Genomic DNA, 14,116 nt, shown 5'->3' on the forward strand with positions numbered 1-14,116 from the left:
GTTTTATGGCCATTTTCTGTTCTTGTTTAATCGTAAAATTTACGCATATTTCATAGACATGATCAATATAAAAAGAGAAAAAGGGAGAGATCAAGCTTGTTCAGCAAACCTTTCAAATCCATATGCATGTTTTTATTAGCGGTGATCGTCCTATCCGGATGTTCGTCACAATCCTCATCGGGCGGGGACACGAATTCAGAGACCGTCAGCGGCAATACTCCTGCTCAGGAGCTCATCTACGCTTCAGCCAAGGACATCGGCGATATGAATCCTCATCTGTACACGGGTTCCATGCCTGCACAGGGAATGGTATATGAATCACTCGTTGAGAACACAAAGGACGGCATTAAGCCACTGCTTGCTGAATCATGGGATATTTCCGAAGATGGCAAAACGTATACTTTTCATCTAAGGGAAGACGTTACGTTTCATGACGGGGAGCCATTTAATGCAGAGTCAGTCAAGCTTAACATAGAAGCTGTTCAGAGAAATGCGGAGAAGCATTCCTGGATCAAGCTGTCGACACAGCTCGTTAGCTGCAATGTAATTGATGAATTTACGGTTGAATTTGTGCTTAGTGAGCCGTATTATCCGGCTCTGATTGAATTATCCATGACCAGACCTTTTGTCTTCATTTCCCCGAAGGATTTTATTAATGGAGAGACCAAGGACGGGGTATCCGGCTATCATGGAACAGGCCCTTATGCTCTAACGGAACACAAAAAGGAAGAGTATGCCGTATTCACAGCCAATGAAGAGTACTGGGGAGAGGTGCCCCAGGTTAAGAAAATTACCTCGAAAGTGCTGCCGGCAGGAGAGACGACTTACCTTGCCATGCTTAAGGGAGAAGTCAACTTCGCCTTCACGGATGACCGGGGAGCCGACAGCATGGATGTTGAAGCGATGAATCAATTAGTGGATACCGGTGACTATCAGCTGGTACGCAGTGAACCGGTTAATACGAAGATGATCGTAGCTAACAGCAGCAAAAAAGAAAGTCCGGCAAGCGAAACGGCTGTGCGGGAAGCAATCTGGTACGCCATTGATCGGGAGACCATTGCCAGAGATATTTTCAATGGGACAGAGTCACCTGCCAGCACCTTGTTCTCCTCCAATGTGGAATATGCGGACGTGGAGCTGAAGGAACGCGGCTATGATCAGGCCAAGGCTAATGAAATTTTGGAAGGCGCAGGCTGGAAGCTGAATGACAGCGGTGTGAGAACGAAGAACGGAAAACCGCTGTCCATAAGTCTGTATTATGATGTGAATTCATCCACTCAGAAAATACAGGCTGAATTCATACAGAGCACGCTGGCGGAGATCGGTATTCAGCTGAAGATTATAGTTGAAGAATCGACTTCCGTTGCGAGCCGAAGAGGATCGGGTGATTATGAGCTGCTATTTAATCAAACCTGGGGGCTTGCTTATGATCCGCAGAGCACCGTTTCAGCCTTTACTTCCGATGCATCGTACTTATATACAACACAAGGCCTTGCACAAGCCGATGAGCTCTATTCAAATATCAACGAGGTCATGATTACAACCGACGAGGAAGCACGCAAATCATTGTACGCGGATATCCTGACCGTCGTTCATGATGAAGCGGTGTTCATACCGATTTCTAATGGTAGTGTGACCGTCGTCGCTCCGTCCGATTTAACCGGAATTTCCTTTAAACAATCGCAGTTTGAGCTGCCTTTCGATCAGATGCATTTCGAGTAAGGAAGGAGAACGCAAGTGGGAAGCTATGTTGTTAAACGTTTGCTAATATCTGTACCGCTTCTGCTCATCATTTCTTTTGTCACATTTATATTCGTTAACTTGTCTCCTGTAGGACCGGCTGAGGCCGTCCTGCAGGCACAAGGCGTACCCGTCATTACAGAAGAGCTGATCCTTCAGACCGAACAAGAGCTTGGTATGGATCAGCCGCTGTTCATTCAATTCTTCCATTGGTTAACGAACGTAATACAGCTGGATTTTGGTCACTCTTTTGTGGATGGAGAACCTGTCAGCGCCTTAATCGGCCCTGCTTTTATGAATACACTCAAGCTTACACTTGTCTCTTCTGTGGCCATCATCATCCTGTCGATCGTGCTTGGTATCATATGTGCACTTCATGAAGGGAAGCTGCTCGACCAATCCATCAGAGGATTCTCATTCATTCTGACCTCGCTGCCGCCTTACTGGCTGGCCGCACTTCTCATATTTTACTTCTCGGTTAAACTGGATCTCTTGCCTACCAGCGGGATGGGCAGCTATCAGCATTATATTCTGCCTGTGCTTGTGATCTCGGTAAGCTATGCCGGCATCTATTTCCGAAATGTCCGCAGCTCCATGCTGAACAATCTTCACGAGGATTATGTACTGTATGCGCGTGCCAGCGGCATCAAGGAGCGAAAGGTGATTATGCATTTGCTGAGAAATTCACTCCAGGTCGCTGTTTCCATATTTTGTTTGGCAGTCCCTGTCATTCTCGGCAGTACCGTCGTTATAGAGAATGTATTCGCATGGCCAGGACTCAGCTCACTCAGCGTGAAGTCGATTCTCAGTCGGGATTTTCCAGTTATTCAAGCCTTTGTGCTTATACTGGCAGTATCCTTTGTCCTGTTCAATACGATCGCTGACATTGTCAATGCCATGCTCAATCCCAAGCTAAGGAATGATCTATAAATGAGAGTCTGGAGAAATTTGAGAAGAGACAAGCTGGCTGTCACAAGCCTTATTATTTTGGTTTCAACGATCGTGCTCGGCATTTTCGCACCGTGGTTTGCTCCACATGATCCGCTCAAGGTAAATATGGCGCTGCGTTACAATACACCATCATGGGAATACCTCTTAGGAAATGATCATCTCGGAAGATGTATTCTGTCCCGCTTAATATATGGGATTCGTCCGAGCGTGCTATGGGTGATCGCCGCACTCGCTATATCTTTGATTTTTGGTGGCGCGATGGGCTTCCTGGCCGGTTATTTTAGAGGAAAAGTAGACGCTCTTATTATGAGATTATGTGATATCGTGCTCTCATTCCCCGGATACGTGATGACTCTGGCGATTATTGGAGTATTCGGCGTGGGGCTTACGAACATCCTCATTGCGTTTATCGTGATGAAGTGGGCATGGTTTGCCAGAATGATCCGAACGGCTGTTATGCAATATACGGAGTCGAATTATATCCGCTTCTCCAAAGCCGCTGGAACGAGTAGTACTCGCATCATATTCAAGCATCTCTTGCCTCTGACTCTATCGGATATTGCCGTGCTTGCGAGCAGCTCACTAGGCTCGATGATTCTGCAAATTTCCGGATTCTCCTTCTTGGGTCTCGGTATTCAAGCTCCGAGTCCGGAATGGGGCATGATGCTGAACGAAGCAAGAGAAGTGATGTTTACGAGACCCGAGCTGATGCTCGCCCCGGGTATTGCTATCATACTAGTCGTTACGAGCTTCAATTTCTTGTCGGATGCGCTTCAGAAAGCCATGGATCCCAAGCTCGCAGGAATGAAATTCAAAGAGAGAAGAGCTCGCAGAAATATCTTCATGAAATATAAAGGTGAAGAGGCGGTGAGATAGATGGGAAATGTTCTTGAAGTGGAAGGATTGAATATTTGGAACACCCAAACTGGACAAAAAATTGTACACGATGTTTCCTTTCAACTGAGAAACGGCAGCTGTCTTGCGATCGTAGGCGAGAGCGGCAGCGGTAAGACGATCACCTGCAGATCGATCATGCGGCTGAATAAGGGCTGGCTCGGGCAAGAAGGGACGATTATATTTAAAGGCGAACACCTGAACAAATTAGCAGAGAAGGAAATGAGAAAAAAAAGAGGGAAAGAGCTGTGCATGATTCTGCAGAATGGAATGAGCGCATTTGATCCTTCCAGCGTAATCGGGGTTCATCTGCAAGAGACGCTGTCAGAGCATTACGGCTGGAACAAAAAAGAAATCGTCAGACGCATGTCCGCAGCGATGGAGCAAGTGATGCTCAAAAATCCAATCGACGTGATGGATAAGTATCCGCATCAGCTGTCAGGCGGTATGCTGCAGCGTGTGATGATTGCGCTCGCCCTGGTCCTTGAGCCGGATCTGATTATTGCGGACGAACCTACGACCGCGCTTGACAGCATAGCGCAATATGAAGTTCTGGAGCAATTTGCGAGACTAAGAGCACAGCTCGGCTGTTCTATGCTGTTTATCTCACATGATCTGGCTGCCGTGAAGAAGCTGGCCGACGAGGTTATGGTCATGAAGGATGGCAGGGTGGTAGAGCGCGGTTCTGTTCAGAAGATCTTCTATGGACCTGAGCATGATTATACGAAATACTTGGTGTCCAGCAGAATGACACTTAGCAATCATTTTAAAAGATTGATGGGGGCGAACACCATTGCTGAAGGTGGATCGAGTTGAGAAATCATACAAAAAAGGCGGATTATTCTCCGGCAAAAAGCAGCAGATCTTAAAGAAGGTAAGCTTCGACTGTGCGGATGGAGAATGCCTTGGGATTATTGGTGAGAGTGGAAGCGGGAAGTCCACATTGGGACGGTTAATTTTAGGGATCGAGAAGCCTGATATTGGCACCGTGACATGGAATGGTCAAAATGTGCTGGACAGGAAAGTACGAGCCGGCAGTATCAGTGCGGTATTTCAGGATTACACTTCATCGATCAACCCTTTTTTCACAGTGGAAGAGGCCATTAGAGAACCATTAAGAGGCACGGATGTTCAGGATGTGGATGCATTAATTGATCTGCTGCTAACACAAGTCGGACTAAATGCTTCTTATCGAAAAATGTATCCCCATGAGCTGTCAGGCGGACAGGCTCAGAGGGTATGTATTGCAAGAGCTCTATCTACATTTCCCAAATGCATCGTATTGGATGAAGCCATCAGCTCATTGGATGTATCGATTCAGGTTCAGATCCTGGAGCTTCTGAAGCAATTAAAGTCCATCTATGATATGAGCTATGTATTCATCACCCATGACATTCAAGCAGCAGCCTACCTATGCGACCGAGTGATCATCTTCAAGGATGGGCAGGTTGAGGAAATAGTAACGGTGGATCAACTGAAGGAAGTAGAGACCCCGTACGCCAGAACGTTATTGCGATCATTAATCACAATATAGATCATTCCATAGATGCTGCAGTTTACAAGCAAGGAGGAACATGAAGAACATGAAGGGTGCACTATCTTGGCCTTTTCTTCGACTATATATTCTGGTACTTCTATACTTCAGTGCCAATGCCATACTTAATGTTATTATACCGCTGCAGGGGGACGAGCGTGGCGCCAGTAACACGACGATCGGGCTCGTCATGGGAGCTTACTTGTTTACGACCATGTTTTTCCGTCCATGGGCCGGCTCCATGATTTCAAGGTATGGTCCCATCAAGATTCTTCGAGTGATATTGGTTACGAATGGGATCGCGCTGATCCTGTATGCCGTGACTGATTTTAATGTATATGTCATTGCCCGCATCCTGCAGGGCGTATCGACGGCCTTTTTCTCTATGGCACTGCAGATTGGTATTATCGACGCACTCCCGGAAAAGGAGCGTTCCCAAGGGATCTCACTATACTCCTTGTTCTCATATATACCCGGGATCGTAGGACCCCTGTTTGCACTCATGCTGTGGGAGACAGGCGATGACCGTTACTTTGGAGCGGTGATGATATCGATTGCCTTGCTGACGGGAATTGTCGGATATACAGCTCGAATGACGAAGGATACCGATTCGGCGAAGCCGCAAATGAAGGAGCAGGTGAATGAGCCAGGGACTCGGATGCTCGGGTCTTTTCATCATTTATTTACAAACCCGCATTTATTTAAATGCAGTGTTCTGATGCTGGTCGCTTCCGTTGTATTCGGATCCTTCGCCACGTTCATTCCACTCTATTCGGATCAAATTACATATGGCAATGCTGCCGTATTTCTCATGATTCAAGCGGCTACGGTGGTCGTCTCCCGTCTCGTCCTGAGAAAGAAGATTCCGTCCGACGGGAAGTGGCATCCGATGTTTATTGCCGGTACCCTACTGCTGCTGACGTTAGCCGCATTATTCGTGAGTCTGTCGGTAACCATAGGAGCAGTATTGTTCTATATCAGTGCATTATTCATCGGAATCGCTCAGGCCATTCTATATCCGACGCTTACGACCTATCTGACCTTTGTCTTGCCTGAAGCGCATCGGAACATGCTGATTGGACTGTTTATTGCCACTGCCGATCTCGGCGTTTCGCTTGGCGGAGTGGTGATGGGGCCCGTAGCCGATGTGTCCTCTTATTCTCTTATGTATATGATATGTGCTGGTTTGGGAGCCGCTTTGATTGTTTTTGCATCGATAAAAAGGTTACGAACTGCATAGCTAGAGATGAAGAAGTCGCCATACGGCGGCTTTTTTTATATAGAGATGAATGTGCAAGCTAGCAGATTCCTACTTGTCTTTATGCAGGCTTTACTGATAAAATCTTATCCTAAAAGTTGGGCTGCATTAGGCATGGTTACTTTATATTAGAAGGAGGGGCTGCAAATGAATTTTGAGATCGTGAGATTTAAGGGAACGGACTTGGAGCAAATCGTTAATTTATTTTATGAAACCGTTCATGCGGTGAATTCGAAAGATTACTCTGAGGAGCAGGTAAATGCTTGGGCGCCAAGAGATGAGAAGGATTCCAAAATGGGGGCTTGGAAAGAATCGCTGAGCCGAAATACAACCTTTGTTGCCAAAATCGGAGATAAAATCGTTGGATTTTCAGATTTGAGGCATGATGGGTACTTGGATCGACTGTTTGTCCACAAAGATTATCAGGGCATGGGGGTCGCAGGGTCGTTAGTTAGTAGATTGGAAGAAGAGGCGATGAAGTTCAACCTTCCGGAAATAGATACAGAAGCAAGCATTACAGCCAAGCCATTTTTCGAACGTCAAGGCTATATAGTTGTGAAAGAACAAACGGTTGAGATTAGGGGAGTGAAGTTAACCAATTATAAGATGATTAAACGGTTGAGGTAAAATGATCATTTCGGCTATTACTTGGAACATGTTCAGGCCTGTGTTCAATTAGAGGTTAAATTTTCAAATTTATCTTTATTACCGGTGGGAGGTGAGATTTATGAGAAAGGTGGTGCTTATCGGGTCAGGTGGGTCAGGTAAATCCACGCTGGCGAGGCAATTAGGTGAAAGGTTAGGAATAACCGTATATCATCTGGATGCTCTTTTTTGGAAACCCAACTGGGTTCCCGCTTCTAAGGATGAACAAAAAGACGTTCAGCTTGATCTAGTGGAAAAAGAAGAGTGGATTATTGATGGAAACTACAGTGGCACAATGGATATCAGACTTCATGCTGCAGATACCATCATTTTCTTGGACATTCATAGAGTCATTTGTGTATATCGTGCATTCAAGCGAATCATTCAATACCGAAACCATACCAGACCCGATATGGGAGAAGGCTGTCAAGAAAAATTCGATCTAGACTTTTTTAAATGGATATGGAATTATCCCCGAACGAAAAGACCTGGCATTCTAAAAAAACTCGAAGAGCTATCTCAAGCTAAGCGAGTGATTATCCTCAAATCCACCAAAGAAGTTGAGCTATTTTTAGAGAGCATATAGCATCTTTCAGTCACTTCTCATAATCCTCCAGGAGGGAAGAGATCTTAAGGAAATCATTATATCATGGCAGCTTATAGGCAGTTAAGGAGTGATTTGAGTTGAGATATTTAAAAGACGTTCAAGAACCGGGTATGGGGACTTGGTATTTCGAAATAAATGAGCAAGGTATAGCTTATAGACAGATTGTAATCCATGACGATGGCAGTATAATCACATCGAATCGTAAGCACGAACAGCATCATTTTATGTTAGCAGAGCATCCGCTTGATCCTGAGGAACCTTACTACGAAGAAATCAATCAAGACGAGTTTAATCGGCTGTGGAACCAGCAGCTTGTCACCTCAGCTGAGCACTGGAAACAGACGAAAGGTGAATTTCCTGTTGGCACAAAGGTCGAAGGGTATATTGAAGCCTTCTTTCCACAGGGCACTCTGATTAACTTATTAACGCAGGATGCGGTGGGCTTAGTAGATTCGGCTCTGCTAGAGTCTCTTACTCCAGCGGAATGGATGTATCCAGGGTATCGGGTTAAGGCAAGGGTGAGTGGGTACGATGAAATCAATCAGTGGGTGTGTTTAAAGGAGGCGACTGTGACAGGGGGAAAATAAAGAAAGGTCATTTTATCCGACATTCATTCTTTCTCATTTTTAAATTTCTTTTTGAACAAATCAAACTTGATCACATAATCAAAGAGAGAAGTAATTACAACAGCTCCTATTGGAATCAATGAGTAAGCCCATAGCGGATTATTTGGAGCTTCACCAGTGGGGGCATCAGTTAAAATCGTATAAAGGACAAAACAATAAATTAGGGCTAAAACAATACCTGTAATGTTTCTATCTTTTCTCATAATTGTTCTTTCACCTCAAATTCGCTTAAGAAAAATTTATAATATGTACGTATAAATAAACAATAACATTTCTTGATTTATAATGGAATAATTTATGTATTTTTTTGCTCTCCACTGAAAGCCGCCGATTTGCGAGTGAAGGAAACCAGACGCACAGCCGAATAATATAGAAGTTCGGAGTCAAAAAGGAGAGTTAAATTATCACATTTTTTTTACATATAACTTTAGGATTTTCATCATTACAATAAAAATTAAAGCCAGATCCCTTTTAACGTAAAAACAAAAAACCAAAAAAGAAAGTACAAGATCCCGAATATGTATCCCACAACGAATTCCTCCAAATAAGATGTTTCGATCTCCTGAATATTTTGGACCAAACGACTTCATAATATCCTTGGTTTGAACAATGCTTCGATCCAATAAAATCACGAGATATGCTTGGCCAATAAGAGGAGGATTACGTAAATGCAATTCCAGCCCAATCACCAAAATATGCAAACGGGTGCAGTATCACCGCAAATGAACCATGGTGGACATGAAATGTTCGATGTGCACGAAGTACTGGCAGGGGCTGTCACAACCCTTAACACGTACACCATACTGAGTCAGCACGTCCAAGATCCTGAGCTGAGAGATATCATGCAGCGCCAGAAGCAGTTTATGGCGGATGAGTACAATACGACGTTAGAGTGCTTTAAATCAGGACAAGATCCATCGATGCCGACTCAGAGCTACAAAATGCATCAAGGGAATGATTTTACTTACGGAGTACAGCCAACTCAACCGAACAAGCCGATTCAATCTGCAGCTGAGATTAATGATGAAGTCATTTCCTGCAGCATGCTGCATTCAGTTAAGTCCGGTGCAACAGCGAAAACGATGGCTGCATTAGAATCAACCAATCCGGTGGTGCGTCGTGTGCTGGCTGACTCGGTTCCGAACTGTATCGAGATGGCATATGAAATTTCGCTGTATCAAAATAAGCATGGCTACTACCAAGTACCACAGCTAACACAGCAGGATATGACACAAATGCAAAATGGATACGCTCCAGCGCAAACCCAAACACCCATGGGCGGAACAACTTCATTTCATTAAAAAAGGAAGCATCGATTCTTAACTGAATCGGTGCTTTTTGCTATATGTGCTTCAATCAAACTTGGAAGGCGGAACGTTATAATACTTCTTGAACGCCTTCGAGAAGCTATACGGATCTGGATATCCGAGTAAGCCAGCGATTTGCTGGACTGTATACTGCTTGCTGTACAGCAGCTCGCGGGCGCGATTCATTTTTAGCTGATAGATATATAGCCCCGGAGTAATCCCCAATGCCTGTTTGAAGTAGGAAATGAAATATTTCTCCGACATACCTGCCATTACAGCAAGTTCCCGCGCACGGAGCGGCATATGTATTTGTTCTTGAATATGATCCAGTACAGGCTGAAGGGATTGCAGGCTCGTAATTCTTTTGCGTTCGGGAGCAGGGTTAGCGAATTGGCCTACATATTCTCCTTGCTCATAACATTCCAGGATCTTAGCGACTAAGATCGTAAGGCAGCCTTTTAAATGAATTCCTGACATGGATGAGCCAAGCTGATGTTCCTTATAAGCTTTCAAGAACAGGCTGATTTCCTCTGGGACAAGAGTGCTTGCCATGACACCCGCCAGCTGAAACTGATCCAAGATTCGAAGCTGATCCCCCAAACCAAAGTCAAAATGGGTGTAGAGAAACCTGCAATCGTCGCCAAGATTCGAAGCGGTGTAAGCTACCTTTGGATTAAAGAGAACTAAATCTCCGGCTGAGGCCAAATGTACGGAATCATTTGTGCGAATCTCAATCTGCCCTTCTTGGACGTACCACAAGTCGTAATCATGATGCTGCTTGGTCTCGATCCAACCACTCAAATGATGAACTTCTCTGCATGAATTAATTCGCAGCACGATATGCTCTGATAAATCTCTGAAAATACTGAAGTTATTCATATTCACATTCTCCCATACCATTAGACATATCACTTGTATATTCAATATATCATAGGTTACTAATGGTATATCATTATCGTACTAAATGACATGTTTAGAATACTCTGAGGCATTCAGATATTGAATGTTCAATTCTAAAATATAGTTATTGAATGGAGGAGATGATGTCATGAGTATTCAAAATCCGAAAGTCGTCGTGCTCGGCGCAGGAAGCTTGTTTTTTGGACGGCAGTCGATCTGGCAAATGGTTCATTCCGAGCATCTGAACACAGGGACGCTTGCCTTGGTGGATACGAATGAAGAGCGCTTGCACAAGCTGGTTCAGCTCGCCAAGATGGTTGTACAGGCGAATAAGGTAGATCTGAAGATTGAGGGCTCCACAGATCGCAGGCTCGTGCTGAAGGATGCAGACTTTGTCGTACTCAGCTTCGCAGAGGATACCGTAAAGTATCGGGGCATCGATTGCGCCATCTCCGAGAAATATGGGATTCGAATGTGTTCAGGAGATACCATTGGACCCGGCGGTATATTTCGGGCGATGCGTGAGCTGCCTGTCATCATGGAATGTGCTAAGGACATTGAAGAGCTCTGTCCAGAAGCATGGGTGATCAATTACATTAATCCTTCTACCGTACATGGAATTGCGTTAAATAGGTATGCGCCAAGCCTCAAGAGCTTTGCTCTATGTGATTCCCATCATATGCCTCACAAGAAGATCATATATGCGGAGAGAGCAGGGATTATTAACAACAAAAACGAGTATACAGCAGAAATCGACAGCAAGTTCGATCTGCAGATCGCAGGTGTAAATCACTTCACTTGGCTGCTTAAGGCAGAGTATGAAGGACGCAATGTACTCCCTGATATTGCTGAATCACTGAAGCGTTCGGCAGAGACAGAAACCGTGGGTGGAGATACCGGTGCTAAGGCACTGTTTAATGACGCAATAAGCTACGAATTGTACGATATTTTTGGATATGTTCCAACTTGTACTGCGCATACAAAGGAATATGTTTCTTACTACCAGGGACTTGGTAAAACGAAGAATGCGATACCGCCGCTATCCATTTGGGAGACAGAAGACCGCTACAAGCGCCACGAGGAAATGTGGGAGCAGGTAGACCAATTTATTAGCGGACAAATACCGATTGAACAATATATGACTTCATTTGGTCCAGATCATGCAACTGATATTATAGAAAATATGGTTGGGGGATTAGGCAAGCCGTTCTACATAAATACTCTCAACCAGGGTGCAGTGACTAATATGAACGATGATGCTTTTCTGGAGCTGCTATGTGAAGTTGACATGAATGGGGTCAAGCCGCTGCCTGTAGGTGAGATGCCGAGAGGAATCCGAGGAATGCAAGAGCTTGTCCTGGACACTCATGAACTAACTGCCGAAGCGGTCATTGAAGGCAGCCGGGAGAAGCTTAGAAGAGCGATGCTGATAGATCCTTTGGTGCATTCGATTGCAGACGCTGACCGTATCATTGAAGAACTGCTTGAGCTTGAAAAAGATATTATTCCCGAGCATTGGTATACAAAGAGTTATGTTTAATCGTTCTTGAATATAATGGTAATCAGCCGCTGCACACAGCGGCTTTTTTTATGTCATTAACCATTTAGTTCCGTTTGTTATTATGATAGACTTCAAAAGGATACGAAGTCATTTTATGGAAGATAACATGATGATACAGTCAATCTTCTTTGATATGGATTCGCACTGTTTCAATAAGGAGAGGGTCAGGATAGCAAAAATGAAGGCGAAGCATCTGCTCATCATCGCACTCATCTTGTCCGTAATAGTTAATATTTATTTCTTCCAACAGCTAAGAGACAAAGAACAAGCACAGTTTGAGAAGGTTCAGAAAGGGGTTGAATATGCGTATCGATTTGGTGATATTCTCCAAAGGAAATATAAAGATTTGTCTCTACAAGAGAAAGCAGAATATGTGACTGCTATTCATTGGAGCTTGGAACTATCAACTCATACGCTGGAGACTGTAGAACCAGAAGACGAACGGTATAGAGAGTTAGGCACTTTATTTGGATTTTACGGAACTACAGAGTTAGGCAGATTATTAGAGAGCGAAAATGGTTCCGACGAAGAAGCATTGATACTAATGGAAACTTGGTTAACAGACATGAATTATCTTACAGATAAACTGAACAACGATGAGCTACATACAATGAGTTACCGTGAGTTAAGGGAATATTGGACCATGTTATTAAACAATTTAAAGCTTGAAAATGAGTATCTGATCAAGTATAAAGCAGCTTTCATTACTAGTTAATTGTTTCTATCACTTTAAAAACGTGATCATCATTCTATCATTCGATTTCTTACATATCCGGAGGAACATATGGCTTCTAACTCATTTCGTCAATTGACTGGCAATGCGAAGGGCTGTCTCATCTATGAACCGCTGTTTCTGATTCCGTACAGCATGTTTGTGACGTATAGCTCGATCTTCATGTATGAGCTCGGAGTAACCGAGACGGGAATCGGCTGGATCACTACCATCGGACTGCTCGTGCAAGTACTCTCTTCCTTCCTCAGCGGATACCTCACAGACCGAATGGGGCGTAAGCGTGCATTGCTCTATTTTGATGTACTTAGCTGGAGCGTCGCTACACTGCTGTGGGCAGTCTCGCAAAATTTCTGGTTTTTCGTGATCGCCGCGATCGTGAACGGTTTTCAAAAGGTTCCTCATACCGCGTTCTACTGTCTGCTCGTTGAGGATACGGCTCCTAAAGAAAGAACATACGTATTTACTTTACTGCAGTTAATTAGTGTGGTAGGCGGATTGTTCGCTCCGATTGGGGGACTTCTGGTGTACCATTTCTCCCTTGTACCTGGGGTTCGTATCATGTTCGTTCTGGCGTGTATTATGATGACGATTCAGTTTATTGGTCGCCATTATGCGACGAGGGAGACGGATATAGGCTATCGTAAAATGAAGGAAGCCAAGTCAATGAGTATCAAAGAGGGGATGTCCGATTACTTGTCCGTGCTGAAAGTGATGCTCCGCAGTCCGCTGCTCCTCATCATATTCGCGGTCTATATTTTGTTTAATTTTCAAACGACAGTCAAGACGACGTATATTTCCATCTTTATGGTTGAATATTTGCAGCTAGGGAGCGGGCTGATTTCTGTGTTCCCGGCGTTCTCCTCCATTATCATGCTCATGTTCATGCGATGGATCATGCCCCGGATTGCTGAATCGCAGGTGAACCGTATCATGGTGTGGGGATTTATCATTTCTGTTTTATCGAATGTCATTCTGGTTGTGGCGCCAAAAGGTGACCTTATCCTGCTCAGTGTCAGCACGATCGTTGCGGCGATCGGTACGATGATGACGTATCCTTATTTGGAAACGGCCGTGGCGAATGCGATTGACGATGAGAACCGCGCCAAAATATTTGCTCTGCTCCAGGTCCTCATCCTGATCGTTATTTCACCTTCCGGCGTCATTGGCGGCTGGGCATACGGAATAGATCCGCGAATTCCATTCCTGCTTGTGGCTGGAGCGTTTGCGATCAGTATTCCGCTGATGATGGTTTATACGAAGAAACAACATCAGCTAGACTCAAGTGCGATGAAAAATATACACTTTTAGCTCGACGTACATCTACCTGACCACCTATTCGTAACACCGGCCGCTACTAAGC

General features: G+C 44.5%; 15 protein-coding genes. 13 read left to right on the top strand and 2 right to left on the bottom strand.

Translation table 11 applies throughout. The features are described 5' to 3' along the window. Nucleotides 1–126: 126 nt before the first annotated feature. The 9 genes from cntA to PUW25_RS11785 all read left to right on the top strand — a co-directional run bounded on the left by cntA (nt 127) and on the right by PUW25_RS11785 (nt 8,216). Nucleotides 127–1,722: a staphylopine-dependent metal ABC transporter substrate-binding lipoprotein gene (cntA, locus tag PUW25_RS11745; protein WP_047913875.1), complete on the top strand. Its 1,596-nt coding sequence runs from the start codon at nt 127–129 to the stop codon at nt 1,720–1,722. Nucleotides 1,723–1,737: 15 nt separating this feature from the next. Next, nucleotides 1,738–2,670, top strand: coding sequence for a nickel/cobalt ABC transporter permease (gene opp1B / locus PUW25_RS11750; protein ID WP_047913840.1), 933 nt, complete (start codon nt 1,738–1,740; stop codon nt 2,668–2,670). Next, nucleotides 2,671–3,567, top strand: coding sequence for a staphylopine uptake ABC transporter permease subunit CntC (gene cntC, locus PUW25_RS11755; RefSeq protein ID WP_047913841.1), 897 nt, complete (start codon nt 2,671–2,673; stop codon nt 3,565–3,567). Further along, nucleotides 3,568–4,401 carry a staphylopine uptake ABC transporter ATP-binding protein CntF gene (cntF, locus tag PUW25_RS11760; protein WP_047913842.1) on the top strand — a complete coding sequence of 278 codons (834 nt, stop codon included), beginning with the start codon at nt 3,568–3,570 and terminating at the stop codon, nt 4,399–4,401. After that, nucleotides 4,379–5,119 (top strand): ABC transporter ATP-binding protein, encoded by a 741-nt coding sequence (locus PUW25_RS11765; protein WP_047913843.1) that lies wholly within the window; start codon nt 4,379–4,381, stop codon nt 5,117–5,119. The genes cntF and PUW25_RS11765 overlap by 23 nt, the downstream gene beginning before the upstream one ends. A 49-nt stretch (nt 5,120–5,168) precedes the next feature. Then, nucleotides 5,169–6,359 carry a staphylopine family metallophore export MFS transporter CntE gene (gene cntE / locus PUW25_RS11770; protein WP_047913844.1) on the top strand — a complete coding sequence of 397 codons (1,191 nt, stop codon included), beginning with the start codon at nt 5,169–5,171 and terminating at the stop codon, nt 6,357–6,359. Nucleotides 6,360–6,524: 165 nt separating this feature from the next. Beyond that, nucleotides 6,525–7,004 (top strand): GNAT family N-acetyltransferase, encoded by a 480-nt coding sequence (locus PUW25_RS11775; RefSeq protein WP_047913845.1) that lies wholly within the window; start codon nt 6,525–6,527, stop codon nt 7,002–7,004. Nucleotides 7,005–7,104: 100 nt separating this feature from the next. Continuing rightward, on the top strand, nt 7,105–7,608 hold the full coding sequence (locus PUW25_RS11780; RefSeq protein ID WP_047913846.1) for a DNA topology modulation protein: 504 nt from the start codon (nt 7,105–7,107) through the stop codon (nt 7,606–7,608). Nucleotides 7,609–7,706: 98 nt separating this feature from the next. Beyond that, nucleotides 7,707–8,216: a hypothetical protein gene (locus PUW25_RS11785; RefSeq protein ID WP_047913847.1), complete on the top strand. Its 510-nt coding sequence runs from the start codon at nt 7,707–7,709 to the stop codon at nt 8,214–8,216. Nucleotides 8,217–8,239: 23 nt separating this feature from the next. Here PUW25_RS11785 and PUW25_RS11790 read toward each other — a convergent pair whose 3' ends face one another. Then, complete coding sequence (locus PUW25_RS11790) at nt 8,240–8,458, bottom strand: hypothetical protein (protein ID WP_047913848.1); 219 nt, start codon at nt 8,456–8,458, stop codon at nt 8,240–8,242. 465 nt (nt 8,459–8,923) lie between these two features. Here PUW25_RS11790 and PUW25_RS11795 point away from each other — a divergent pair, with 465 nt between their 5' ends. Further along, a complete protein-coding gene (locus PUW25_RS11795; RefSeq protein ID WP_047913849.1) occupies nt 8,924–9,556 on the top strand; it encodes a spore coat protein in 633 nt (210 codons plus the stop codon). A 51-nt stretch (nt 9,557–9,607) separates the two neighbouring features. Here PUW25_RS11795 and PUW25_RS11800 read toward each other — a convergent pair whose 3' ends face one another. After that, nucleotides 9,608–10,441 (bottom strand): AraC family transcriptional regulator, encoded by an 834-nt coding sequence (locus PUW25_RS11800; RefSeq protein ID WP_238546485.1) that lies wholly within the window; start codon nt 10,439–10,441, stop codon nt 9,608–9,610. Between the two features lie 169 nt (nt 10,442–10,610). Between PUW25_RS11800 and PUW25_RS11805 the strand changes: the two genes are divergently transcribed. The 3 genes from PUW25_RS11805 to PUW25_RS11815 all read left to right on the top strand — a co-directional run bounded on the left by PUW25_RS11805 (nt 10,611) and on the right by PUW25_RS11815 (nt 14,064). Further along, nucleotides 10,611–12,002, top strand: coding sequence for a family 4 glycosyl hydrolase (locus PUW25_RS11805; RefSeq protein WP_047913851.1), 1,392 nt, complete (start codon nt 10,611–10,613; stop codon nt 12,000–12,002). Between the two features lie 115 nt (nt 12,003–12,117). Continuing rightward, on the top strand, nt 12,118–12,738 hold the full coding sequence (locus PUW25_RS11810) for a hypothetical protein (RefSeq protein ID WP_047913852.1): 621 nt from the start codon (nt 12,118–12,120) through the stop codon (nt 12,736–12,738). Nucleotides 12,739–12,807: 69 nt separating this feature from the next. Next, nucleotides 12,808–14,064: an MFS transporter gene (locus tag PUW25_RS11815; protein ID WP_047913853.1), complete on the top strand. Its 1,257-nt coding sequence runs from the start codon at nt 12,808–12,810 to the stop codon at nt 14,062–14,064. Nucleotides 14,065–14,116: the final 52 nt, after the last annotated feature.

This window comes from Paenibacillus urinalis, assembly GCF_028747985.1.
Taxonomy (GTDB): Bacteria; Bacillota; Bacilli; order Paenibacillales; family Paenibacillaceae; genus Paenibacillus; species Paenibacillus urinalis.

Excerpts from the sequence above, each read along its gene's own strand:
- cntA (WP_047913875.1), top strand. The coding sequence starts at position 127 with ATGTTTTTATTAGCGGTGATCGTCCTATCCGGATGTTCGTCACAATCC.
- cntC (WP_047913841.1), top strand. The coding sequence starts at position 2,671 with ATGAGAGTCTGGAGAAATTTGAGAAGAGACAAGCTGGCTGTCACAAGC.
- cntF (WP_047913842.1), top strand. The coding sequence starts at position 3,568 with ATGGGAAATGTTCTTGAAGTGGAAGGATTGAATATTTGGAACACCCAA.
- cntE (WP_047913844.1), top strand. The coding sequence starts at position 5,169 with ATGAAGGGTGCACTATCTTGGCCTTTTCTTCGACTATATATTCTGGTA.
- PUW25_RS11775 (WP_047913845.1), top strand. The coding sequence starts at position 6,525 with ATGAATTTTGAGATCGTGAGATTTAAGGGAACGGACTTGGAGCAAATC.
- PUW25_RS11780 (WP_047913846.1), top strand. The coding sequence starts at position 7,105 with ATGAGAAAGGTGGTGCTTATCGGGTCAGGTGGGTCAGGTAAATCCACG.
- PUW25_RS11790 (WP_047913848.1), bottom strand. The coding sequence starts at position 8,458 with ATGAGAAAAGATAGAAACATTACAGGTATTGTTTTAGCCCTAATTTAT.
- PUW25_RS11795 (WP_047913849.1), top strand. The coding sequence starts at position 8,924 with ATGCAATTCCAGCCCAATCACCAAAATATGCAAACGGGTGCAGTATCA.
- PUW25_RS11800 (WP_238546485.1), bottom strand. The coding sequence starts at position 10,441 with ATGAATAACTTCAGTATTTTCAGAGATTTATCAGAGCATATCGTGCTG.
- PUW25_RS11805 (WP_047913851.1), top strand. The coding sequence starts at position 10,611 with ATGAGTATTCAAAATCCGAAAGTCGTCGTGCTCGGCGCAGGAAGCTTG.
- PUW25_RS11810 (WP_047913852.1), top strand. The coding sequence starts at position 12,118 with ATGGAAGATAACATGATGATACAGTCAATCTTCTTTGATATGGATTCG.
- PUW25_RS11815 (WP_047913853.1), top strand. The coding sequence starts at position 12,808 with ATGGCTTCTAACTCATTTCGTCAATTGACTGGCAATGCGAAGGGCTGT.